The organism is Pseudomonas sp. GW823-FHT02C05, assembly GCF_058797595.1.
Map to the genome: position 1 here is coordinate 476601 of NZ_JBXAJU010000003.1, position 23896 is coordinate 500496.

The window sequence follows — 23896 nt, forward strand, 5'->3', positions numbered from 1 at the left end:
TGGCGTGGGCGGCTCACAGGCGCGGTGCCGGAATCTGTTCGAGCATCTGCTTGAGCACCTGTTCCACCGACAGGCCTTCGATGTCCAGCTCCGGGGCGACCCGTACTCGATGCCGCAGCACGGCCATGGCGCAGCCCTTGATGTCATCGGGAATCACGAATTCGCCGCCACGCAGCAGGGCTCGGGCACGAGCGCCGCGCACCAGGGCAATGGAGGCGCGGGGGCCGGCGCCCAGGGTCAGGCCTGGCCAGCTGCGGGTGGCCCGGGCCAGGCGCACGGCATAATCGAGCACCTGCTCGTCCAGGGGCAGTTCGCTGGCGATGCGCTGCAGGGCCAGTACGTCCTTGGCCTGGAGTACGGTGCGCAGAGGCTGTACATCGAGCATGTCGGCGCGGGTCGAGCGCGTCACCTGGCGGACCATGGTCAGTTCTTGTTCGGCATCCGGGTAGTCCATGCGCAGCTTGAGCATGAAGCGATCCAGCTCGGCCTCCGGCAGCGGGTAGGTGCCTTCCTGTTCGATGGGGTTCTGGGTAGCCAGGACCATGAACGGCTGGGCGATGGGCAGCGCTCGGCCTTCGAGGGTGACCTGACGTTCCTGCATGGCTTCCAGCAGGGCGGCCTGGGTCTTGGCCGGCGCGCGGTTGATCTCGTCCGCCAGCAGCAGGTTGGTGAACAGCGGGCCCTTGCGCAGCTTGAACTGCTCGGTCTGCAGGTCGTATACCGCATGCCCGGTGACGTCGCTGGGCATCAGGTCGGGGGTGAACTGGATGCGCGCGAACTCGCCGCCAAAGCAGCGGGCCAGGGCTCGTACCAGCAGGGTCTTGCCGAGCCCGGGTACGCCTTCGAGCAGCACATGGCCGCCAGCGATCAGGGCGGTCAGCACATCATCGATGACCGCTTCCTGGCCGATCACCGCCTTCTGCAGTTCCAGGCGCACCGCCTGAGCCAGCTGGCTGGCCCGCTGGCGCTGCTGGGCAGCATGGACCTGAGGCTGTGGGGCCTCGGAAGGCTCGGGGAATTCGATCGGTTGTTCGCTCATAGGGCATTCCTGAGAGTTTGCAGGCGGGCGACCTGGTGGCTGAAATCAACGCTGGAAAGGCGCTGTCCGGACAAGGGTTGCAGGGCCTGTCGAATGGCCTCGACAGGTTGTTGGCTGAGCAGGGCCAGCACGTCCCACTGGGCCTCGGCCGGCAATTGCTCGAAGCCCGGGTGGCGGCGCCGTGCACGGCGCCGGATATCCAGTTGCAGGGCCTGCAGCAACGCACCCTGGCCAGCATGGCGCAGCAGGAAGTCGGCACTGGCCCGCAGGTGTTCACGCAGTTGGCGCCGCGCCTTGGGGGCCGGAGCCAGCAACGGCCCGTGGCGCACGCCGGCCTGCCAGAGCCACAGGCCGAGCAGCAGGGCCAGGGCTACCAGCGCCTGGGGGAAATAGCGCCAGAGCAACTGCCAGAGGTCCGGGTGATCGGTATTGAACAGCAGCGTCACGGCGCTATCGGTATTGAGGTACCACAGCAGCCAGGCGTTGTCGTACAGGCCGATGGCCGGGGCTTTCCAGATATCGGCATCGGTGAGCACGATGACCGCGCCCTTGCCGTATTCAAGCTGGATCATGTGGGTCGCCACGCCGCTGTTGGCCCAGGATTGCGCCAGGCTTTGCGGGTCGTCCAGGTGGAAGTCGGTGTCGAAACTGATGTAGGCCGGAGCCTGTTCGTCTTCCAGGTAGACCTTGGTCAGCTTCGGATAGGCATCGTCGGCTTCCGGCTCCGGTGGCTCGTCAAGGTCCTGGCTGAGCTGCTGGTGGATCTGCACCCGGTCCAGCAGCAGGTCGCCGCTCTTCTGGCTGTCCTCGTCCCACAGGGCCTCGGCGACGAAGAGCAGGCGGCCGCCGGCGCGGGCCCACTCCAGGAGCTGGTCGACCTGGGGCGGGCTCATGTTCGAGCGCTCCCCCAGCAGCAACAGGCTGTTGCCGGCCGGGGGCAAGCTGGCCAGGACGTCCAGGCTATTGGCGTGTTGCACCTTGAGGCCCCGTTCGCGCAGGAACATCTCGGCCGCCAGGTAGGGGTTGGCCCGGGCCTCGGGGGAGGGGCCGTGATCGACCAGTTCCTGATAGGGCGTGGCATGGCGATACAGGTAATAGCCGCCGGCCCCGAGGACCAGAGCCAGGAGCAGGACCAGGCCGCCCCACAGGTAGCGCTTCATGGCTGTGCTCCGGGGCCGAACAGGCTGCGCCAGGCGCCGCACAGTTGTGGTTGCAGGTCGGCGCCGGGTACCTGATGACCGTACGCCATGTTCTGCCAGTGGCGGGTCAGGCTGATGCTGAAAGCCTCCAATTGTGGCTGCTGCAGCGCCTTGATGCGCTCCAGCACCTGGCCTTCGGTATCGGCCACGCTGAGGGGCAGGTGGAAGTCTTCCAGCAAGCGACTGAGCAGCGCCCGGTACAGCAGGCCCAGGGCTTCCCGGGGCTGGCTGGCCCAGAGTTCAGCGGCGCGGGCGGCGACATCGGCGGGCAGGGTTTCGCTGCTGACTTCCAGGCCGAACAACTGCTGGGGCATGGCCGCGGGGCGTTTCTTGCGCGGCAGCGGACGACGGCTGACGAAGGCCTGCAGCCAATCGCGGTAGCGCCAGATCAGCCAGCCCAGAGCCGCCAGCAGCAACCCCCAGAGCAGAATCTCCAGGCCCTTGGCGACCCCGCCGAAACTGTCCTTGCCGAGGCTTTCCAGCAGGTTCTTGAGCCAGCCTGGAGGCTTGCCCTTGGCGTCCTTCTTCTGGGCTTGCTCGTCACCGAAACGGTAGCGAGTGACCGACTCCTGGTTCTTGAAGGGGGGCTTGTCCAGGATGGCCTGGATGCTGTTCCTGGAGGCCTTGCTGGTCAGCGGTTGCTGCAGCAGCCGCGGGGTCTCGGGGCCGGCCGCGGAACTGCTGGGGGCGGCGGCCCAGAGCGGTTGGGGCGGTGCCAGGAACAGCAGGCCGGCGAGCAAGAGCAGCGTGCTGGCACCGGTCAGGCGCTGGCGCAGGCGACGGAATACCAGCTCGATGTCCCAGGCCTCCAGCTCGGTGCGTCGGTTCAGGTACAGGCTGAAACCGCAGGCCACGTAGATCGGCTCCCAGATCACCAGGACCAGGGCGTAGAAGACGTTGGTCAGGTGTTCCAGCCATAGCCAGTCCTGTTGGGCGGCGATCATCAGGCTCTGCCAGCTCCAGTCCACTTCGACCTGTTGTGGCAGCAGCAGGTAGAACAGCACCATCAGGCCAATCCACAGGGCGCCTTCCAGGTGCATGCCAATCAGGGTCAGCCAGCGCGCGGCCCCGGCATTTTTCTGTAGCAGCACCGCCAGGCGTTGTTGCCGGGCGTCGGCGCTCAGGCCTTCAAGTTGTACCACCGGCAGGGTGAAGCTGCGGCTCATGCTGAAGCGGCGCCAGGTCAGGCTGGCCAGCAGTTGCGGCTTGAGCAGGCGAGGCCATTGTTTCAGCGCTTGCCCCAGGCTGGGTGTTTCGCCGAACAGGGCTTTAGACAGAATAAACAGCGGCAGGCGTTCGAAGGCCGGCTTCAGCCACCAGAACAGCAGGATCGCCAGCGACGGCGATTCCCAGAGCAGTAGGCTCAGCAGGGCGAACACTGGCAGGCTGACGATGGCCCAACTGGTCATCAGCAAGCGCCGATGACGCTGGCTCAGTAGCACGCCCAGGTCCATGGCCTCCCAGGCGCTGCGGGGGCGGATCACCACGCTGGCATCACTCAGGCGCATGGGATTCACGTCCGGCCAGGGTCAGGTAGGCCGCCACCAGGCCCCAAAGGGCACTGCCGACGCTGTATTTGACCCAGGCGGCCGGCCAGGTCATGGAGGACCAGTAGGCTTCGACAAAGGCGGCGATCAGCAAGAAGCCGATGACGCCGTAGATCAGTTGCACGCTGACGCGCGCGGCTTGCAGCAGGGCTTCGCCGCGGGTCAGGCGGCCCGGCGCGATCAAGGCCCAGCCAAGCTTCAGCCCGGCGGCGCCAGACAGGGCAATGGCGCTGAGTTCAAAGGCGCCGTGGCCGATCACGAACGGCCAGAAGGTCTGGCCGAAGCCGATCTGGGTCAGGTGGCCGGCAATGGCGCCGATCATCAGGCCGTTGAAAAACAGGAAGAACACACTGCCCACGCCGAACAGCAGGCCGCTGGCAAAGGTCTGAAAGGCGATCCCGATGTTGTGCATGATGTAGTAGCCGAACATCACCCAGTCTTCGCTCGAGGCCCGTTCGGCGGCCCGCCCCAGGCGCCCGGCGGTAGGGTCGTACATGCCCTGCATCTCGCTGACTTGCTGCGGGCTCACCAGGCTGTAGATCAGATCGGGAAACAGGTACACCAGCACCCCGATGGCCAGCAGGCTGCCGAAGAACAGCAGGCTGGCCAGCAGCACCAGGCGCCACTCCTGACGCACCAGGCGGGGGAAACCGGCCAGCACGAAACTCAACAGATTGGCCCCGAAGGCGCTGCGCTGTCGGTACAGCTGCTGGTGGCCGCGCAGGGCCAGTTGTTGCAGCGGATCGATCAGGTAGCTGCTGTAGCCGCGTTCTTCGGCCAGGGCCAGATGCTGGCACAGGCGCCGGTAGTCCTGGACGAAGCTCTGGCATTCCTCGGCTTTGGCCCGGCCATGTTCCAGACGCTCGAGCAATTGCTCGAACTGCTGCCATTGCGCCTGGTGGCGGTGTTCGAAAAGGCTTTGTTTCATGGGGTTCCCAGGAAGCCGCGGGCAATGCCATTGAGTTCGGCCGTGGCCTGGGCACTGGGTACATGCAGCGGTTGTGCGAGGATGCCGGCCAGTTCCCGGGTACGTTCGGCCGACAGCTGGCCCTGGCGCTCGGCAAAGCCGAGGATCGCCCGTTGCTCATTCAGGCTCAGGGCGAAGGGCGCGCTGCGGGGGACGGCTGGCGGCAGTTCGGGGCGTTTGACCGGCTGCTCGCGGTAGATCACCAGGGTGCCGGCGGCCAGATCGCCGAGGCGTTTGAAGGTCGGGTGCTGCAGGCAACTGATGGCGCCGAGGAAATAGCCGAAAGGCAGCATGTCGGCGAAGCGCAGCAGGTTGCGGGTCAGGGAGGCACTCCAGCCAATCGGGGTGCCGTCGTCCTGCACCACTCGCAGCCCCATCAGTTGCTTGCCGGGGGAGCGACCCTGGTTCAGCACCTCGAACAGCACCATGTACCACCAACTGATGAGGAACAGCAGGATGGAGCCGAGGCCGACGCCGACTTCGTCGAAAAAGCCCAGGATGATGAACAGCAGGCCCAGCACCAGCCCGCGGATGCCCAGGTCGAGACTGAAGGCCAGGGTGCGCACCAGCAACCCCGCAGGCCGCAGCGGCAGGTCGATGCCCTCGGGGGTTTCGACCTGGTAGCGCGTATCCAGTGGCGGGTGCAGCGATGCGTTCCTTGGCGTTGCTGTCGTCTCAAGCATGGGTAACTTATCGGCTTGGTCTGGTAAAAAATCCAGCGCCGATGCTAGCAGTGTCTGAGGGGCAAACGACATCATTAACTACGAATTCGCCAAGTCCAATGCCTTCGCCCCGGTTCGTGCGGCTGGCCCTGACGGCGCCTGAACGCCTAGACTGCGGCGGTCTTTCAGTTCAGGAACAGGCCGTGACTTCCCTCTTTTGGTACGACTACGAAACCACCGGCATCAATCCGCGTTGTGATCGCCCGTTGCAAGTGGCCGGTATCCGCACCGACCTGGCACTCAACGAGATCGACGAGCCGGTCAACCTCTACTGCCAGCCCAGCGACGATATCCTGCCCCATCCGATGGCTTGCATGATCACTGGCATCACCCCTGGCCGTCTGGCCGAACAAGGCCTGGGGGAGGCGGATTTCATGACCCGGGTGCACGAGCAACTGGCGCGCCCCGGGACCTGCGGCGTGGGCTACAACACCCTGCGTTTCGACGATGAGATGACCCGCTACAGCCTGTACCGCAATTTCTTCGACCCCTACGCCCGGGAGTGGCAGGGCGGCAACAGCCGTTGGGACCTGATCGACGTGGTGCGCACGGCTTATGCGCTGCGCCCCCAGGGGATCGTCTGGCCCGAGGAGCAGGGGCAGGTAAGCCTCAAGTTGGAGCGCCTGACCGCAGCCAATGGCATCGATCACGGCCAGGCCCATGACGCGCTGTCCGATGTCCGGGCGACCATCGCCCTGGCGCGATTGGTTCGCGACAAACAGCCCAGACTCTATGACTGGCTGTTCCAGTTGCGCAGCAAGCAGCGGGTGATGGATCAGGTCCGCCTGTTGCAACCCATGGTGCACATCTCCGGGCGCTTTTCTGCGGCGCGCCACTACATCGGCGTGGTCCTGCCCCTGGCCTGGCATCCACGCAATCGCAATGCCTTGATTGTCTGCGACCTGCACCTGGACCCTCAGGGGCTGTTGGAGTTGGACGCCGAAACCCTGCGCCAGCGTTTGTACACGCGCCGGGAAGATCTGCTCGAAGGCGAGTTGCCGGTGCCGTTGAAACTCATCCATATCAATCGCTGCCCGGTCGTGGCGCCATTGAGTGTTCTGCGCAGTGAAGATCAACAGCGGCTGCACTTGGACATGGAGCTATATCAGCGTCGGGCTGTGGCCTTGAGCGAAGCTCAAGAAGTTTGGCGGGATAAACTTTCGGTGATTTATGGGCCGGATGAATTTGCCGCAAGCGATGACCCGGAGCAACAGTTGTACGACGGTTTTATTGGTGACCGTGACCGGCGTTTGTGTGAGCAAGTACGTGAGGCTGACCCGTTGCACTTGGCCCAGCAACAATGGCCATTCGATGATGAGCGCTTGCCGGAATTACTCTTTCGCTACCGTGCCCGCAACTTTCCAGAAACATTGAACAAAGCCGAGCAAGAACGTTGGCTGGTTTTTTGTCAGCAGCGTTTGCTAGATCCGCGACTCGGTGCTCCCAATACCCTGGAAAGTTTCCGGCAAGGGCTTGAGCAATCGTTGTTAAGTGCGGACCCGATGCAGCGTCAGGTTCTGGATCAATGGCAGGACTATGTGCAGGCCCTGACGAGGCGCCTGGCTCTTTGAGCAGCGGCCCCGCTCCTTGAGCGGGTTGCCAGGGCATAAAAAAACGCCAGCATGCTGGCGTTTTCTCTGTAGGGCTGCAAAGCCCGGGCGCTCAACGGAGAGGCTTAGCCCAGCAGGGTGGCCCAGCCTTCTACCACGTCGCCGCCCCACTTGGCTTTCCACTCTTTCAGAGTCTTGTGGTTGCCACCTTTGGTTTCGATGACTTCGCCGTTGTGCGGGTTCTTGTACTGTTTAACTTTACGGGCGCGCTTGGTGCCGGTGGTTTTAACCGCGGCGCGAGGTGCTTTAACTTTCGAGTCCGGATCCAGCAGGGCGATGATGTCGCGCAGGGATTTGGAGTACTCGCCCATCAGGCTGCGCAGTTTGCCTTCGAACTCGAGTTCGGCTTTCAGTTTGTCGTCTTGGGACAGGTTCTTCAAACGCGCTTGCAGTTCTTTGATGGCTTCTTCAGTGGCACGGTATTCGTTGATCAGGGACATGAGGACTACCTTATTGAGCGCTGAGTGGCTGGGTGACAGTGTCGCAATAATAGTCAGGGAGTTTGAGCAAGTAAACATAATACCGCTGTTTTATTCGTCTCTCTTAGTGTGTTTAGGCGTAAAAGACATTTCGCTATTTAATAGGTTGATGCATTCGGGCCGGTTATTCACAAACTAGTTGAGCACTATTTACAAGTGCCATTACGGCGCCTGGAGTAGCGGCCGCTAAGCCGGGCCGGAGCGGCCCTTGGTGATCTACCCGGGGCGCTGGATGCAATGAATACTGCAGTTTTGTCGCGCAATCGCTAGAATGGCGACCTTTGCGAAGTTCTGGAGTTTCCCCCCCATGCGCACCTTTCGGTTGGTGATTTCTTGCCCTGACCGCGTTGGCATCGTTGCCAAAGTCAGTAACTTTCTAGCCTCCCACAACGGTTGGATCACCGAAGCGAGCCACCACTCGGACAATCTCAGTGGCTGGTTTTTCATGCGCCACGAGATTCGTGCCGATTCACTGCCCTTTGGCCTGGAGGCTTTTCGCGAGGCCTTTGCGCCGATCGCCGAAGAGTTCTCGATGGACTGGCGCATTACCGATACCGCCGAGAAAAAGCGCGTGGTACTGATGGCCAGCCGCGAATCCCACTGCCTGGCCGACTTGCTGCACCGCTGGCACAGCGATGAGCTGGATTGCCAGATCGCCTGTGTGATTTCCAACCACGATGATCTGCGCAGCATGGTCGAGTGGCACGGCATTCCTTATTACCACGTGCCGGTCAACCCGCAGGACAAGGAGCCGGCCTTCGCCGAGGTGTCGCGCCTGGTCAAGCAGCACGACGCCGAAGTGGTGGTGCTGGCGCGCTACATGCAGATCCTGCCGCCGGAGCTGTGCAGCGAGTACGCGCACAAGGTGATCAACATCCACCACAGCTTCCTGCCATCCTTTGTCGGTGCCAAGCCTTACCATCAGGCCTCGCTGCGCGGTGTGAAGCTGATCGGCGCAACCTGCCACTACGTCACCGAGGAACTGGACGCCGGTCCTATCATCGAGCAGGACGTGGTGCGGGTCAGCCACAGCGACAGCATCGAGGACATGGTGCGTTTCGGTCGTGACGTGGAGAAAATGGTCCTGGCCCGCGGCCTGCGCTATCACCTGGAAGACCGCGTGCTGGTGCACGGCAACAAGACTGTGGTGTTCTGATTGAAAAAAAACCAGGCGCGGGGGTTCAATACCCCGCTCCTGGTTTTGCACATCACGAGGTCAGCCCGATGACCGATCCACTGGATAAAGCCACGTCCAAGGCACCCGCCACCCTCGGCGAAGGTTGCCTGAGCCGTTATGACCCCGATGAGTTGAGCCCTGACGACGGCACCGATTTTCCCGATGCCGCGCAGTTGTGGGAGCAATTGCAGCAGGAACCCCAGGCGCCATCCCGGCCCAAGCCTGCTTGAGCCTGCCGCCGGCTAGCCGGCGACAGGGCGTTGGGCGCTTTCAGATCCTGAAACTGCCCACCAGTTGCTTCAAGCGTGCTGCCTGCTGCTCCAGATCGGAGCAGGCCCGCAAGGTAGCCTGGAGGTTTTCCACGCCTTCCTGATTCAGCGTATTGATCTCGGTAATGTCCATATTGATGGACTCCACCACCGAGGTCTGCTCTTCGGTCGCCGTGGCCACCGACTGGTTCATGCCGTCAATCTCGCCTATGCGCTGGGTCACGCTGTTGAGTCGTTCCCCGGCCTGGTTGGCGATTTCCACGCTGTCCTGGCTGTGGCGCTGGCTGTTGCTCATGGTGCTCACCGATTCGCGGGCGCCCACTTGCAGCTCCTCGATCATGCCCTGCACTTGCTGCGCCGACTCCTGGGTGCGGTGCGCCAGGTTGCGCACTTCATCGGCAACCACGGCAAAGCCGCGTCCTGCCTCGCCGGCCCGGGCCGCTTCGATGGCCGCGTTGAGGGCCAGCAGGTTGGTCTGCTGGGAAATGCTGGTGATCACTTCGAGGATCTGCCCGATGTTCACGGTCTTGCTGTTGAGGGTTTCGATGTTGCTGCTGGAGGCGCTGATCATGTCCGACAGTTGGTTCATCGCCTGGATGCTGCGATCCACCACTTGCTGGCCGTCTTCGGCGAGGTTGCGCGCATCGCTGGCCTGTTGCGAAGCCTGGGCGGCATTGCGGGCGATTTCCTGGGCGGCGGCCCCGAGCTGATTGATGGCGGCGGCCACGCTGTTGGTGCGGCTGGCCTGCTCGTCGGAGTTGAGCATCGACGAGTTGGAGGCGCTGACCACGCGCAGGGCGACTTCGTTGACGTGCTCGGTGGCCGAGGACACTTCGCGGATCGAGCCGTGGATGCGTTCGACGAAACGGTTGAAGGCGGTGCCGAGGATACCGAACTCGTCCTGGTTATGGATGTTCAGGCGTCGAGTCAGGTCGCCTTCGCCATCGGCGATGTCCTGCATGGCGCGGGTCATCACGTGCAGCGGCTGCATCAGCAGGCGGATCAGCAGGCCCAGCAGGGCAATGGTCAGGGCCACGGCCGTCAGGGTGGCGATGATCGCCGAGGTGCGGAACTCGCTGAGCATGGCGAAAGCCTTGTCCTTGTCCACGGACAGGCCGATGTACCAGTTCACCGAGGACAGGCCCTTGATCTGGGTGAAGGTGACAATACGCGGCTTGCCATCGACAGTGATCTCGCTGAGTTCACTGCTGATCTTGGGGGTGTCCTGGGGGTAGACGTCCTTGAGGGTCTTCATCACCAGGTTCTTGTCCGGGTGTACCAGGATCTTGCCGTCGGCGCTGATCAGGAAGGCGTAGCCCATGCCGTCGAAGTCCAGGGCATTGATGCTGTCGGTGATTACTTGCAGGCTCAGGTCGCCGCCGACCACACCGATCCTCTGGCCGGCCTTGATCACGCTGTCGACGATGGATATCACCAACTGGCCGGACGCCAGGTCGATATAGGGTTCGGTCAGGGCCGAGCCGCTGCTGTTTTCGGCACTCTTGTACCAGGGGCGGGCGCGAGGATCGTAGCCATCCGGCATCTTGCTGTTGGGACGGATGATGAAGGTGCCGTCATTGTTGCCCAGGTAGGCCCCCATGAAGGTCGAGCTGACGGATTTCTGTTCCAGCAGGTTGCTGACATTCGCAGGGTCCGTGTTGAGGGCCACCGACTGGGAGATGTTCTCGATCAGCAGGGCGCGACCGGCGAGCCAGGTCTGAATATTTTTTGCCGTGACGTCGCCCATTTCCTGAAGATAGTTGTCCAGATCATCACGAATGGCGTTGCGTTGCAGGTAATCGTTGTAGAGCGTGAATAGTGCAAATGCAGCTATGACGATCAGCGAGGCGGCAAGCAGGATCTTGTGGCTGAAGCGCAGATTTTTGTTCATGGCTTGGGGTGTCCGCTAAGGTCTTTGAGTCCAGGGCATCGGGTTGGAAAAACGCACAGAAGGGCGGTGTTATAAGTAAGCTGATATCTCCATCTATCCCACGGGAATTACCTGACCTTTATTTCAGATACTTCTGATCCATCATTTATTCATATCGACCGTGTAAGGCCAAAGATTAACCAGGGGTGACAAAATGCCTGACTCATCGCAACTCGTAATCGGTGCCGGCCTCGATGGCCTGCCGATCGCCCAGGCCATGCGCCTGGCCAACCGCCACGGTCTGGTGGCGGGCGCCACGGGCACCGGCAAGACCGTCACCCTGCAGCGCCTGGCAGAAGCCTTCAGTGATGCCGGGGTGGCGGTATTTGCCGCAGACATCAAAGGCGACCTCTGTGGGCTGGGTGCTGCGGGCAACCCCCAGGGCAAGGTTGCCGAGCGGATCGCCGGCATGCCCTGGCTCAAGCATCAACCACAGGCCTATCCGGTGACCCTGTGGGATATCCATGGGCAAAGCGGTCATCCTCTGCGCACCACCCTGAGCGAAATGGGCCCGCTGCTGCTGGGCAGTTTGCTGGAACTCACCGACAGCCAGCAGTCGGCGCTCTATGCGGCGTTCAAGGTGGCTGATCGCGAAGGCCTGTTGCTGCTCGACCTGAAGGACCTCAAGGCGTTGCTCAACCACCTCAAGGACAACCCGCAGCTGCTCGGGGACGATGCTGCGTTGATGACTACCGGCTCCAGCCAGGCGCTGTTGCGGCGCCTGGCGACCCTGGAGCAGCAGGGCGCCGAAGCACTGTTCGGTGAGCCGGCGTTGCAGCTGGAGGACATTCTGCAGCCGGCCGCCGATGGTCGCGGGCGGATTCATCTGCTCGATGCCAGCCGCCTGGTGCATGAGGCGCCGAAAGTCTATGCGACCTTCCTTTTATGGCTGCTGGCCGAGCTGTTCGAGCAACTGCCGGAGCGGGGCGATGCGGACAAGCCGCTGCTGGCGCTGTTCTTCGACGAAGCGCACCTGCTGTTCGCCGGTACTCCCAAGGCCTTGCAGGACCGGCTGGAGCAGGTGGTGCGGCTGATTCGCTCCAAAGGTGTGGGGGTGTATTTCGTTACCCAGTCGCCCGGGGACCTGCCGGACAATGTCCTGGCTCAATTGGGATTGCGTATCCAGCATGGCTTGCGGGCCTTTACTGCCAAGGAACAGAAGTCCCTGCGCGCCGTGGCGGATGGTTTCCGTCCCAACCCCGCCTTCGATGCGCTGGCGGTACTGACCGAGCTGGGCATCGGCGAAGCGCTGGTGGGCACCTTGCAGGACAAGGGCACGCCAGAAATGGTCCAGCGGGTACTGGTGGCGCCGCCGCAGTCGCGGATCGGGCCGCTGACCGAGGCCGAGCGCCAGGCCCTGATCGCCAGTTCGCCGCTGCTGGGGCGCTATGACAAACCGATCGACCGCGAATCAGCCTATGAAGTGTTGCTGGGGCGCAAGGAGTTGGCACCGCAGGATCAGCAGCCTTCTGGCAAAGCAGCGGCTGAAGAGCCCAGCCTGGCCGACCGGGCGGGTGAGTTACTTGGCACGGCTGCCGGGCAGGCATTGAAGTCGGCCATGCGCCAGGCGGCTAATCAATTGGGACGGCAACTGGTGCGGGGCTTGATGGGTTCCCTGCTCGGCGGCAGCAAGCGACGCTGAAGTACAGGCTTGAGTCAGCCCCGCGGTTTGGCGTGGCTGGCCAGGCGCTCCAGGGCTGCGCGCAGGTTGGGGTCGGTGATGCCCTCTGCGGTGGCCTGGATGGTTTCAGCGGCGTTGTTCGACAGGTCCATGGTGTGTCCCGCGGCCCCTTGCTGGACCGTCGGCGGCTGGACCTTGAACAGGATGCGCGTCAGGTTGCTGAACTCGTTGAACTCCAGCAATTGACGTTGCAGGCGCTTTTGCTGATAGCGCAGGCGCGTTGCCCAGTGCCCGTCGGTGACGATCAGCAGCAGGCTGCCTTCACGCCAGGAAGCAACGTGGCAATGTTCGCGAGCGGCCGGCTGCAGCTGGCTTTCCAGCAGGCGCTGCAGATGCGCCAGGCGCTGGGCGTGGCCGAGTATGGCTTTCAGAGGCTTGGCTTCGCGAAGAAGAACGGCGGGAGCGCGTGCCGTAAGGGGGCGAAATGCCATGATCAGAAACCTGAAGTTACAGAGGCGCCATGGTAGCAGAAAGCGCCCGCCACGCCGGCGCCATCGCTTGTTCGTACTTTGATCAATTTCTGGTTCTTTGCTGATCGTAATCATTAACTTCTGTGGTCAATGGGCTTGAAGTTCAGCGAAAAGCCCTTATTTTAGGTGAGCCCCGTCACAGCGCTGTGCCAGCATCGTGGAATAACGCCACTTTCCTCACCATCGTTTCCGGGTAGAATGCTCGTTCGCATGCGGCCATGAGGGCTGCTCGGGCGACTCACGGGGCCGCCCTCCAACCCTATGTGTGGAAGATCCTGCCGATATGTTTGCGCCTTTGTTAAAGAAACTTTTTGGAAGCAAGAACGAGCGTGAAGTCAAACGCATGCTCAAGACGGTACAGATCGTCAATGCCTTCGAAGAGCAAATGGTGGCCCTTTCGGACGATCAATTGCGTGCCAAGACTGCCGAGTTCAAGGCCCGTATCGCCAAGGGTGAAACCCTCGACAAACTGCTTCCCGAAGCCTTCGCGGTCGCCCGTGAAGCCGGTAAGCGGATCATGGGAATGCGCCACTTCGATGTGCAGCTGATCGGCGGCATGACCTTGCATGAAGGCAAGATCGCCGAGATGCGCACCGGTGAGGGCAAGACCCTGGTAGCGACCCTGGGTGTGTACCTCAACGCGCTGTCCGGCAAGGGCGTGCACGTGGTGACCGTGAACGACTACCTGGCTCGCCGCGACGCCAACTGGATGCGCCCGCTGTACGAATTCCTCGGCCTGAGCGTCGGCGTGGTCACGCCGTTCCAGCCGCCTGAAGAGAAACGTGCTGCCTACGCCGCCGACATCACCTACGGCACCAACAACGAATTCGGTTTCGACTACCTGCGCGACAACATGGCTTTCAGCATGGAAGACAAGTTCCAGCGCGAGCTCAATTTTGCCGTGATCGACGAAGTCGACTCGATCCTCATCGACGAAGCCCGTACTCCGTTGATCATTTCCGGCCAGGCTGAGGACAGCTCCCGCCTGTACACCGAGATCAACAAGCTGATCCCGCGCCTGGAACAGCACATCGAGGAAGTGGAAGGCCAGGTCACCAAGGCCGGTCACTTCACTGTCGACGAGAAGACCCGCCAGGTCGAGCTCAACGAAGCCGGTCACCAGTTCATCGAAGAAATGCTGACCCAGGTCGGCCTGCTGGCTGAAGGCGAAAGCCTGTACTCGGCGCACAACCTGGGCCTGTTGACCCACGTTTACGCCGGCCTGCGTGCGCACAAGCTGTTCAACCGCAACGTTGAATACATCGTCCAGGATGGGCAGGTGGTCCTGGTGGACGAACACACCGGTCGTACCATGCCCGGTCGCCGCTTGTCCGAAGGCCTGCACCAGGCCATCGAAGCCAAGGAAAACCTCAATATCCAGGCCGAGAGCCAGACCCTGGCCTCGACCACCTTCCAGAACTACTTCCGTCTGTACACCAAGCTGTCCGGCATGACCGGCACCGCCGACACCGAAGCCTTCGAGTTCCATCAGATCTACGGTCTGCAGGTGATGGTGATTCCGCCGAACAAGCCGCTGGCCCGTAAGGACTACAACGACCTGGTGTTCCTGACCGCGGACGAGAAATACGCCGCGATCATCAACGACATCAAGGAATGCATGACCCAGGGCCGTCCGGTGCTGGTAGGCACCGCGACCATCGAAACGTCCGAGCACATGTCCAACCTGCTCAACAAGGAAGGCATCGAGCACAAGGTCCTGAATGCCAAGTTCCACGAAAAGGAAGCGGAAATCATTGCCCAGGCCGGTCGCCCGGGCGCCCTGACCATCGCCACCAACATGGCCGGTCGTGGTACCGACATCCTGTTGGGCGGCAACTGGGAAGTGGAAGTGGCTTCCCTGGAGAACCCGACTCCGGAGCAGATCGCCCAGATCAAGGCCGACTGGCAGAAGCGTCACCAGCAAGTGCTGGAGTCCGGTGGCCTGCAGGTGATCGCTTCCGAGCGCCATGAGTCCCGTCGTATCGACAACCAGCTGCGTGGCCGTGCCGGCCGCCAGGGCGACGCCGGTTCCAGCCGCTTCTACCTGTCCCTGGAAGACAGCCTGATGCGTATCTTCGCCTCTGACCGGGTGAAGAACTTCATGAAGGCCCTGGGCATGCAGTCCGGCGAGGCGATCGAGCACCGCATGGTGACCAACGCCATCGAGAAGGCCCAGCGCAAGGTCGAAGGCCGCAACTTCGACATCCGCAAGCAGTTGCTGGAGTTCGACGACGTCAACAACGAGCAGCGTAAAGTGATCTATCACATGCGCAACACCTTGTTGGCCGCGGACAACATTGGCGAAACCATCGCCGACTTCCGCCAGGACGTGCTCAACGCTACCGTCAGCGCCCACATCCCGCCGCAATCGCTGCCTGAGCAGTGGGACGTGGCAGGCCTGGAAGAAGCCATCCAGAGCGGCTTCGGTGTCAGCCTGCCGATCCAGCAATGGCTCGACGAAGACGATCACCTGTACGAGGAAACCCTGCGCGAGAAGCTGCTCAACGAGCTGATCGCCGCGTACAACGAGAAAGAAGACCAGGCCGGTGCCGAAGCCCTGCGCACTTTCGAGAAGCAGATTGTTCTGCGGGTACTGGACGACCTGTGGAAAGACCACCTGTCGACCATGGACCACCTGCGTCACGGTATTCACCTGCGTGGTTACGCGCAGAAGAACCCGAAGCAGGAGTACAAGCGCGAATCCTTCACCCTGTTCTCCGAGTTGCTCGACTCCATCAAGCGCGACTCGATCCGCGTGCTGTCCCACGTCCAGGTGCGTCGCGAAGACCCGGCCGAGGAAGAGGCTCGCCTGCGTCAGGAAGCCGAGGCTCTGGCCCAGCGCATGCAGTTCGAACACGCCGAGGCACCGGGGCTGGATCAGCCGGAAGCCCTGGAAGAGGGCGTCGAGGTCGATGTGGCCCTGGCCACCGCGCCAGTGCGCAACGAGCAGAAGCTTGGCCGCAATGAACTGTGCTACTGCGGTTCGGGCAAGAAGTACAAACACTGTCACGGCCAGATCAACTAAGATCCCCGCCAGACACTGAAACACCCGCGCCGTGACGGCATCAGCCGTCGCGGCGTTTTTCCATTTGCGGCACCGTCTTTTGAGACGACGGTGCAGACACCTGATAAGAGGAGCGCATTCATGGCTGTTGGTCTTGGTCCTTTGCCTACGTTGCACCCGGTTGCCGGCTTCGAGCTCGGTATCGCTTCGGCCGGCATCAAGCGCCCGGGGCGCAAGGATGTGGTGGTCATGCGTTGTGCCGAAGGCTCCACGGTGGCGGGGGTGTTCACCCTCAACGCGTTCTGCGCCGCACCGGTGATTCTGGCCAAGCAGCGGGTACAAGGCCCGGTGCGGTATCTGCTGACCAACACCGGTAACGCCAACGCCGGCACTGGTGAGCCGGGCCTGGCCGCGGCGTCCCGCACCTGCGCCAAGCTGGCGGAGCTGACCGGCGTCGATGCCAGCGCCGTGCTGCCTTACTCCACCGGGGTGATCGGCGAGCCATTGCCGGTAGAGAAAATCGAAGGCGCTCTGCAAGCTGCGCTGGACGACCTGTCCGTGGACAACTGGGCTGCCGCCGCCACTGGCATCATGACCACCGACACCCTGCCCAAGGGCGCCAGCCGCCAGTTCCAGCATGATGGCGTGACCATCACCGTGACCGGCATCAGCAAAGGCGCGGGGATGATCCGCCCGAACATGGCAACCATGCTCGGCTACATCGCCACTGACGCCAAAGTCTCCCGCGAAGTGCTGCAGAACCTGTTGCTGGACGGTGCCAACAAGTCCTTCAACCGCATCACCATCGACGGCGACACGTCGACCAACGACTGTTGCATGCTGATCGCCACGGGGCAGGCCAAGCTGCCGGAAATCACCAAGGCCGAGGGCCCGCTGTTCGCTGCCCTGAAGCAGGCGGTGTTCGAGGTGTGCATGGAAGTGGCCCAGGCCATCGTCCGTGACGGTGAGGGCGCGACCAAGTTCGTCACTGTGGAAGTCAACGGCGGGGCTACTTGCCAGGAGTGCCTGGACGTGGGCTACACCGTGGCTCACTCGCCACTGATCAAGACCGCGCTGTTCGCTTCGGACCCGAACTGGGGCCGCATCCTGGCGGCAGTAGGTCGTGCCGGAGTGCCGGACCTGGATGTCAGCAAGATTGACGTGTTCCTCGGCGAAGTCTGCATTGCCAGCCGTGGCGCCCGTGCCGCCAGCTACACCGAAGCCCAGGGCGCGGCGGTGATGCAGCAGGAAGAAATCACCATCCGCATCGAACTGGGGCGTGGCGCGTGCAGCGAAACCATCTGGACCACCGACCTGTCTCACGAATACGTGAAGATCAACGCGGAATACCGCACCTAAGAACCTCGCCGGCGTTGCCGCTCCTGCTGTAGGAGCCGGCTTGCCGGCGAAGCGCAGATCCAACGCCCGGCCCGCAAGGGCCTGGCCAACATGCCTGAGCAGAGGAAGTAGTGCGGTGAAACGAGTACATGTGGCTGCGGCCGTTATCCGGGATGCCAGCGGCAAGATCCTGATTGCCCGGCGTGCCGATACTCAACATCAAGGTGGCCTGTGGGAGTTCCCCGGCGGCAAGGTCGAGCCCGGGGAGGCGGTCGAAGCCGCGCTGGCCCGCGAGCTACAGGAAGAGCTGGGCATCGTCGTCACCGCAGCGCGCCCGCTGATCAAGGTGCAGCACGATTATCCGGACAAGCAGGTACTGCTGGATGTCTGGGAAGTCTCGGCGTTCAGCGGTGAGCCTCACGGCGCCGAAGGGCAACCTCTGGCCTGGGTCACTGCTCGTGAGCTGGCCGACTATGAGTTCCCCGCGGCCAATCAGCCGATTGTCGCTGCCGCGCGTCTGCCAGCCCAATACCTGATCACCCCGGAAGGCCTGGAAACCCCGACCCTGTTGCGAGGCATGCAAAAAGCCGTGGCCCAGGGCTGCAAGCTGATTCAACTGCGGGCTCCCGGCGGCTACGACCCGCAATACCGCGACCTGGCGGTGGATGCGGTGGGCCTGTGCGCCGGCAAGGCGCAACTGATGCTCAAGGGGCCCTTCGAATGGCTGGGGGATTTCCCCTCGGCGGGCTGGCACATCACTGCGGCGCAACTGCGCAAGTACGCCAGCGCCGGGCGGCCGTTCGGCAAGGATCGCTGGTTGGCGGCTTCCTGCCATAACGCCGAGGAGCTGTCCCTGGCCCAGCAGATGGACGTGGACTTCGTGACCTTGTCTCCGGTACAGCCCACCCAGACCCATCCGGATGCACAGCCATTGGGCTGGCAACAGGCCGAGCAACTGATCAGCGGTTTCAACAAGCCGGTGTATCTGCTGGGTGGCGTGGGGCCCGCCGAATGCCAGCAGGCCTGGGCAGCGGGTGCTCAAGGTGTAGCGGGTATCCGCGCCTTCTGGCCGCAGGATTGAAGACATCCTCAATGGCAGCCTGGGCCCAGGTCTGCGGGAGCAGGCTTGCCTGAGAGGCATCGTCGGGCGCTTGCAGGCCCTTTCGCCCGCAAGCCGCGTGGTCAGGGCTTGGCGGCGGCCTGCCAGAGGATTTCGGCAATGCCCTGGCGCTTGGCGATCAGTCGCGCGGCGACAAACAGCAGGTCCGACAGGCGATTGATGTAGGCCAGCCCAACCCCTTGCAAAGGCTCAACGGCATTCAGGTGCTGACAGCGACGTTCGGCGCTGCGGGCCAGGCTGCGGCAGACATGGGCCTGGGCGATCAGCGCCGAGCCGCCGGGCAGGATGAAGTTCTCCAGCGGGCCCAACTCCTCGTTCCACAGATCGATGGCCGCCTCCAGGCGCTGTACTTCGGCCTCGTTGAGGGCCTGATAGACCGGCATCGCCAGCTCGCCACCCAGGTCGAACAACCGATGCTGACAGGGAGCCAGCACTGTGATCACTTCCTCGAGCCGGGGGCAGGCACCGCTCTGCTCACCGAGGCCTGCCAGTAGCAGGCCCAATTGGCTGTTCAGGGTATCAACCTCGCCAATGGCTTCGACCCGAGGGTGATCCTTGGGCACCCGACGGCCATCCCCCAGTCCGGTTTCGCCTTTGTCGCCAGTGCGGGTGTATATCTTCGACAAGCGAAAGCCCATGTTCAGTTCTCCAGTGGTAACGGTTCTTGGACCAGCGGCTGGCTGCTGGCCAGGGGCAGGCGCAAGGTGAAGCAAGTGCCCTGCCCGCGAGTGGACTGCACCTCCATCTGCCCCTTGTGGTTATTGGTGATGATGAAGTACGACACCGACAGGCCGAGCCCGGTGCCCTGGCCGATTTCCTTGGTGGTGAAGAAGGGCTCGAAGGTACGCTTGCGCACGTTTTCGCTCATGCCGATTCCGTTGTCCTCCACCTGGATCTCTGCCCAGGGCGGATTCAAACGGGTACGCAGGATGATACGTCCGGGTTCGCTGTCATCTTCGCGCTGATGGATGGCCTGGGCGGCATTTTTCAGCAGGTTGAGCAGCACCTGCTCCAGTTCGTTGGCAGTGCCGGGAACCGGGCCCAGGTTCGGGTCGAACTGGCGAATGATCGCCTGGCCCTTGAAGTCGAAGCCAATGGCCAGGTCGAAGTCATTGCTGGCGATCTCCACCGCCTGGTCGATCAGCGCCGGCAGGTCGCAGGGGGCCATCTGCCGGTTGCTGCGCCGGCTGAAGCTGAGCATGTGGGTGACGATCTTCGCCGCCCGGGCTCCGGCCTGCTGAATGCCATCGAGCAGTTGCGGCACTTCGCGGCTTTCCAGGTAGCGATTGACGGTCTGCAGTTCAACACCGATCTGCTGCGCGTGCTCAAGGTTCTTTGGCAGATCGGCAGACAGTCGTCGGCGAATGTTCTGTACGTTGTGCAGGATCGCTCCCAGCGGGTTGTTGATCTCATGGGCCATGCCGGCCGCGAGGCCGCCCACCGAAAGCATTTTCTCCGATTGCACCATCATCTCTTCCAGGGACAGGCGCTGGGTGATGTCGTCGATACGGATCACCACCCCGCGTCCGGCGCCCCCCATCAGGGGGTAGAAGGTCAGGGCGTAGTGCTTGGGTTCTTCGTCCTTGAACCAGGTGACCCGCTCCACCTTGGTCACCGTGTGCTGTTCGACGGTTTCCTTGAGCTGCGGCAGGAACGGCTTGAGCGGTTCGAAGGCGAGGAAGATCGGCTGGTTCAGGGCTTCGTCGAGCCGGGTGCCGGACAGGGCGCTGGCTTCCTGGTTCCACTGGGTGACGTAGAGCTGTTCATCCAGAGCGATCAGCGCCGAGGGCATGGAGTCGATGATGCTGTTGAGGTAGTTCTGAAAGCCGGTGAGCTTCTTCTCGATCTTGCTGCGCACCTGGACTTCCAGTTCCAGCTTGCGGTTGGTATGGCGGGTTTCCTCCGCCAGCCCCTGGGCCTGGTCGTAGGCGGCCTGGGAGTCGTCCCGGGCGCGCTTGAGCTGCTGCTCGCGAGCTTCGATACGCGACAGCATGGTATTGAAGGCTTCTGCCAGGCTGCCGATTTCATCGTGGTTGCCCCGGGCTGCGCGCAGGGCGTAGTTCTCCTCGCGGGTGACCTGGCGCGACAGTTCCTCGAGCTGATGGATCGGCTGGGTGATCAGGCGCTTGATCTGCCGGGCGATGACCAGCCACAGCAGCACACTGAAGATCAGGATTCCCAGGCTGGCGGTCAGGGTGCCGGTGTAGAAGGCCATCGGCAGTTCGCTGGTGGCCACCAGCAGCAGGTGGCCGGGGGGCTGGCCCGGGCGGGGCAGGGTGATGACCTGGTTGCTGCGAAACTCGGTCATTTGCCAGGCTTCGATGTGCCGGTAGCGTTCGGGCAGCTTGAGGCGTTCGCCGTGCTGCAACTGGGCCAGGCGCTGGCCCTTGCCGTCATAGAGTGCGGCAGCCCGCAGCGGGGTATAGCTGTCGAGTTCGTTGAGCAGCTTCTCGGCATCTTCGGGGGAGTTCAGCGCCTGAATCGCCAGGGTCGGATTGGACACCAGGCGGCCAATGGTCTGCAGCGCCTGGGGCGCCATGCTTTCCTGGGAGATCCAGTAGGCCGCGCTGATAAAGGTCAGGTTGGCGACCAGCAGAACGGTGGTCAGCAGGACAAGCAGGGCGGCCAGGAGCTTTTGGCCCACTGGCAGGTTTTCGAGGCGCTGGCGCAATGGCATCGGCTATATCGCTGGAAATGAGCAAGTGGGGAGCGTAGCCGCTGCTCAGGCGCTGGGCAATCCGCGTTGCTGCAGCTGGTTCACCAGGCGCTGTTGCAACTGCTGCAGATGAGGCAGTTGCAGGCGATGCCGGGCAGCGGCTTCACAGGCGTAACCCAGCAGGTAGCTGATTTCGGTGCGTCGCCCGTTGCTGACATCCTGGTGCATGGAGGAATAGTTGGCGGCGGTGGCCAGGATCACCCGTTCCACTTCCTGTTGCAGGTTTTGCGCGGCGGCGGGTTGCCCGCAGCATTGCAGCAGCTCGCTCAGCTCGGCGCACAGGGTGGCCACTTCGCACTGATGCTGCTGCAAGCCACCGTTACGGCAGTCATGCAGTACCGTCAGTGGGTTGATCGCGCAGTTGAGTGCCAGCTTGTGCCAGAGCCGGGTGAGGATCTGGGTACTCCATTCATGGGGAATGCCGCTGGCCGCCAATTCGTCGAGCCAGATCGGCGGAGTGGGGTGCCCCGAGTCCCCCAGCCAGGTGTAGCCGTGGCCGGCAAAGACCACGCGCCAGTCGCCATCGCGGAAGGCGCCTTCGGTGCTGGAGGCGGCAATGCAGCGTGCCTGGGGTACTCGGGCGGCCACGGCATCCTGGCTGCCTAGGCCGTTCTGCAGCAGGATCAGTTCGGCTCCCGGCGCCAGGCGCGGGGCGATACTGGCCACTGCCGCCTCGGCGTCGTAGGCCTTGCAGGCCAGCAACAGGCGCTGGATGGGGGTGCTGCTGGTGCTGGTTTCTCCGGGAATTTCCAGCAGGCTGCTCTGGCCCTGTTCTACCAGGGTCAGGCCGCCGGCCGCCTGATAGGCCCGCAAGCGGGCGGGGTCACGCAGAATCAGGCGTACCGGCAAGCCGGCGCGGGCCAGGCGGGTGGCCCACAGGGTGCCGAGGCTGCCGGCGCCGAGAACATGCCAGGTGGTGGACATCAGGTTTTCGCTCTGTTTGGCCGCCCGGGGGAGGGCGCGGGGTGAAGGAGGGGAAAGACCCGTTATAATGAGCGCGGATTTTAACCGCAAGCCGGGCGTGTTCGATGTTTTGAACAGCGCCCCTTTTTATTTGGAGAGATTACATGCCGTCGTTTGACGTGGTATCCGAACTGGACAAGCACGAAGTCACCAACGCGGTGGAAAACGCCGTCAAGGAACTGGATCGCCGCTACGACCTCAAGGGCAAGGGCAGCTTCGAGTTCAAGGACAAGGAGCTGACCGTCAACCTGACCGCCGAGGCCGAGTTCCAGCTTGAAGCGATGATCGAGATTCTCAAGCTGGCCCTGGTCAAGCGCAAGATCGACGTGCAGTGCCTGGAGGTCAAGGACGCCTATGCCTCGGGCAAGGTGATGAAGCAGGAAGCGGTCCTCAAGGAAGGTATCGATAAAGAACTGGCGAAGAAAATCGTCGCCCATATCAAGGACGCCAAGTTGAAAGTGCAAGCCGCCATTCAGGGCGAGCAAGTACGGGTGACCGGCAAAAAGCGTGACGACCTGCAAGAGGCCATCGCCGCCCTGCGTGCCAAAGAGTTCGGCATGCCGCTGCAATTCAACAACTTCCGCGATTGATCGGCTTCTCCGGGAACCTCTAGAGCTTATTGGCGTCCGAGGCCGGAGGAATGGCAGAAACGATTGAGCTCCCGCGGGGCTGGTCGTTCTGCCTGTCAGTCATGTGCGCCGCAACCCCGGGAATCTGGAGAAATAGATGGATTTGAACGCTGAAGTAGACAATCTGGTCCGGGCCTCCCAGGCCTGGATTCCAATGATCATGGAATACGGCAGCCGGGTGCTGCTGGCTGTCATCACCCTGGCCATCGGCTGGTGGTTGATCAACAAACTGACTCACAAAGTGGGCAAGTTGCTGGCCCTGCGCAATGCCGACCTGGCGCTGCAAGGTTTTATCAGCAGCCTGGCCAACATCATTCTCAAGGTCCTGCTGATCGTCAGTGTGGCTTCGATGATCGGTGTCGAAACCACCTCCTTCGTGGCCGCGATCGGTGCTGCCGGCCTGGCCATCGGCCTGGCGCTGCAAGGCAGCCTGGCGAACTTCGCCGGTGGGGTATTGATCCTGCTGTTCCGCCCGTTTCGTATCGGTGACTGGATCGAAGCCCAGGGCATCAGCGGTACCGTCGACAGCATCCAGATCTTCCACACCGTGCTGCGTACCGGTGACAACAAGACAGTGATCGTGCCCAACGGCAACCTGTCCAACGGCATCATCACCAACTACAACCGTCAGCCGACCCGCAAGGTGGTGTTCGACGTGGGTGTGGACTATGACGCGGACCTGCAGAAGGCCCGCGAGGTGTTGCTGGAACTGGCCAAGGATGAGCGGGTACTGGCCGATCCGGCCCCGGTAGCTGTGGTTTCAACCTTGGGCGATAGCGCCATTACCCTGTCGCTGCGGGTATGGGTCAAGACTTCGGACTATTGGGACGTGCTGTTCCAGTTCAATGAGTTGTCCCGTGATCGCTTGAAGGCAGCGGGCATTGATATTCCTTTTCCACAACGGGTGATTCGAGTGGTTCAGGAAGCAGCAGCGCAATAAGTCAGTTTCATGACCTGGCCGTTCGGTCAGCTAATGTTGTTCAAGACAAGGGGCTATCAGCCCCTTGTTTGTTTTCAAGTCCGGACTTGGCAACTA

Annotated in this window: 20 protein-coding genes and 1 pseudogene; 9 read left to right on the forward strand and 12 right to left on the reverse strand. The window is 62.5% G+C overall.

The window, feature by feature from the left end:
* Positions 1 to 13 precede the first annotated feature (13 nt).
* From AC1RGE_RS18530 to AC1RGE_RS18550, 5 genes are read right to left on the reverse strand one after another with little or no spacing between them, the layout of a single operon-like run.
* Positions 14 to 1039 (reverse strand): AAA family ATPase, encoded by a 1026-nt coding sequence (locus AC1RGE_RS18530; protein WP_015636785.1) that lies wholly within the window; start codon positions 1037 to 1039, stop codon positions 14 to 16.
* Entirely contained in the window at positions 1036 to 2199 is a 1164-nt protein-coding gene (locus AC1RGE_RS18535) for a DUF4350 domain-containing protein (protein ID WP_011063046.1), read from the reverse strand. The genes AC1RGE_RS18530 and AC1RGE_RS18535 overlap by 4 nt, the downstream gene beginning before the upstream one ends.
* Positions 2196 to 3746 (reverse strand): DUF4129 domain-containing protein, encoded by a 1551-nt coding sequence (locus AC1RGE_RS18540; RefSeq protein ID WP_492584799.1) that lies wholly within the window; start codon positions 3744 to 3746, stop codon positions 2196 to 2198. The genes AC1RGE_RS18535 and AC1RGE_RS18540 overlap by 4 nt, the downstream gene beginning before the upstream one ends.
* Complete coding sequence (locus tag AC1RGE_RS18545) at positions 3733 to 4713, reverse strand: stage II sporulation protein M (protein WP_011063044.1); 981 nt, start codon at positions 4711 to 4713, stop codon at positions 3733 to 3735. The genes AC1RGE_RS18540 and AC1RGE_RS18545 overlap by 14 nt, the downstream gene beginning before the upstream one ends.
* Positions 4710 to 5435 (reverse strand): RDD family protein, encoded by a 726-nt coding sequence (locus AC1RGE_RS18550; protein WP_041752519.1) that lies wholly within the window; start codon positions 5433 to 5435, stop codon positions 4710 to 4712. The genes AC1RGE_RS18545 and AC1RGE_RS18550 overlap by 4 nt, the downstream gene beginning before the upstream one ends.
* A 182-nt stretch (positions 5436 to 5617) precedes the next feature.
* On the opposite strand from AC1RGE_RS18550, the gene sbcB reads away from it, so the two are divergent.
* Positions 5618 to 7045, forward strand: coding sequence for an exodeoxyribonuclease I (sbcB, locus tag AC1RGE_RS18555; protein ID WP_492584801.1), 1428 nt, complete (start codon positions 5618 to 5620; stop codon positions 7043 to 7045).
* Between the two features lie 104 nt (positions 7046 to 7149).
* On the opposite strand, the gene mvaT is transcribed toward sbcB, so the two are convergent.
* Complete coding sequence (mvaT, locus tag AC1RGE_RS18560) at positions 7150 to 7524, reverse strand: histone-like nucleoid-structuring protein MvaT (RefSeq protein ID WP_011063041.1); 375 nt, start codon at positions 7522 to 7524, stop codon at positions 7150 to 7152.
* Between the two features lie 346 nt (positions 7525 to 7870).
* On the opposite strand from mvaT, the gene purU reads away from it, so the two are divergent.
* Positions 7871 to 8719 (forward strand): formyltetrahydrofolate deformylase, encoded by an 849-nt coding sequence (gene purU / locus AC1RGE_RS18565; protein ID WP_011063040.1) that lies wholly within the window; start codon positions 7871 to 7873, stop codon positions 8717 to 8719.
* 68 nt (positions 8720 to 8787) lie between these two features.
* On the forward strand, positions 8788 to 8970 hold the full coding sequence (locus AC1RGE_RS18570; protein WP_011063039.1) for a hypothetical protein: 183 nt from the start codon (positions 8788 to 8790) through the stop codon (positions 8968 to 8970).
* 40 nt (positions 8971 to 9010) lie between these two features.
* On the opposite strand, the gene AC1RGE_RS18575 is transcribed toward AC1RGE_RS18570, so the two are convergent.
* On the reverse strand, positions 9011 to 9775 hold the full coding sequence (locus AC1RGE_RS18575) for a methyl-accepting chemotaxis protein (RefSeq protein WP_370059447.1): 765 nt from the start codon (positions 9773 to 9775) through the stop codon (positions 9011 to 9013).
* A gap of 93 nt (positions 9776 to 9868) precedes the next feature.
* Positions 9869 to 10900 (reverse strand): annotated as a pseudogene (locus AC1RGE_RS18580) (HAMP domain-containing protein); the annotation flags it as partial.
* 193 nt (positions 10901 to 11093) lie between these two features.
* Between AC1RGE_RS18580 and AC1RGE_RS18585 the strand changes: the two are divergent.
* On the forward strand, positions 11094 to 12581 hold the full coding sequence (locus tag AC1RGE_RS18585) for a helicase HerA-like domain-containing protein (protein ID WP_072442674.1): 1488 nt from the start codon (positions 11094 to 11096) through the stop codon (positions 12579 to 12581).
* Between the two features lie 14 nt (positions 12582 to 12595).
* Here AC1RGE_RS18585 and AC1RGE_RS18590 read toward each other — a convergent pair whose 3' ends face one another.
* Positions 12596 to 13051: a DUF721 domain-containing protein gene (locus AC1RGE_RS18590; protein WP_011063036.1), complete on the reverse strand. Its 456-nt coding sequence runs from the start codon at positions 13049 to 13051 to the stop codon at positions 12596 to 12598.
* Between the two features lie 322 nt (positions 13052 to 13373).
* On the opposite strand from AC1RGE_RS18590, the gene secA reads away from it, so the two are divergent.
* From secA to AC1RGE_RS18605, 3 genes are all read left to right on the forward strand, one after another.
* Entirely contained in the window at positions 13374 to 16115 is a 2742-nt protein-coding gene (gene secA / locus AC1RGE_RS18595) for a preprotein translocase subunit SecA (protein WP_011063035.1), read from the forward strand.
* 120 nt (positions 16116 to 16235) lie between these two features.
* On the forward strand, positions 16236 to 17453 hold the full coding sequence (gene argJ, locus AC1RGE_RS18600) for a bifunctional glutamate N-acetyltransferase/amino-acid acetyltransferase ArgJ (RefSeq protein ID WP_015636776.1): 1218 nt from the start codon (positions 16236 to 16238) through the stop codon (positions 17451 to 17453).
* Positions 17454 to 17568: 115 nt separating this feature from the next.
* Entirely contained in the window at positions 17569 to 18513 is a 945-nt protein-coding gene (locus AC1RGE_RS18605) for a Nudix family hydrolase (protein ID WP_053153468.1), read from the forward strand.
* 101 nt (positions 18514 to 18614) lie between these two features.
* Here AC1RGE_RS18605 and AC1RGE_RS18610 read toward each other — a convergent pair whose 3' ends face one another.
* The 3 genes from AC1RGE_RS18610 to AC1RGE_RS18620 are packed head-to-tail and all read right to left on the reverse strand — an operon-like array spanning position 18615 to position 22192.
* A complete protein-coding gene (locus AC1RGE_RS18610; RefSeq protein ID WP_011063032.1) occupies positions 18615 to 19190 on the reverse strand; it encodes a cob(I)yrinic acid a,c-diamide adenosyltransferase in 576 nt (191 codons plus the stop codon).
* A 2-nt stretch (positions 19191 to 19192) separates the two neighbouring features.
* A complete protein-coding gene (locus AC1RGE_RS18615; RefSeq protein WP_492584803.1) occupies positions 19193 to 21229 on the reverse strand; it encodes a sensor histidine kinase in 2037 nt (678 codons plus the stop codon).
* A gap of 45 nt (positions 21230 to 21274) precedes the next feature.
* On the reverse strand, positions 21275 to 22192 hold the full coding sequence (locus AC1RGE_RS18620) for a putative 2-dehydropantoate 2-reductase (RefSeq protein WP_492584805.1): 918 nt from the start codon (positions 22190 to 22192) through the stop codon (positions 21275 to 21277).
* A gap of 143 nt (positions 22193 to 22335) precedes the next feature.
* Here AC1RGE_RS18620 and AC1RGE_RS18625 point away from each other — a divergent pair, with 143 nt between their 5' ends.
* Together AC1RGE_RS18625 and AC1RGE_RS18630 are read left to right on the forward strand one after the other, a co-directional pair.
* Positions 22336 to 22821, forward strand: coding sequence for a YajQ family cyclic di-GMP-binding protein (locus AC1RGE_RS18625; RefSeq protein ID WP_011063029.1), 486 nt, complete (start codon positions 22336 to 22338; stop codon positions 22819 to 22821).
* A gap of 136 nt (positions 22822 to 22957) precedes the next feature.
* Complete coding sequence (locus AC1RGE_RS18630; protein ID WP_011063028.1) at positions 22958 to 23800, forward strand: mechanosensitive ion channel family protein; 843 nt, start codon at positions 22958 to 22960, stop codon at positions 23798 to 23800.
* The last annotated feature ends 96 nt before the right edge of the window (positions 23801 to 23896 follow it).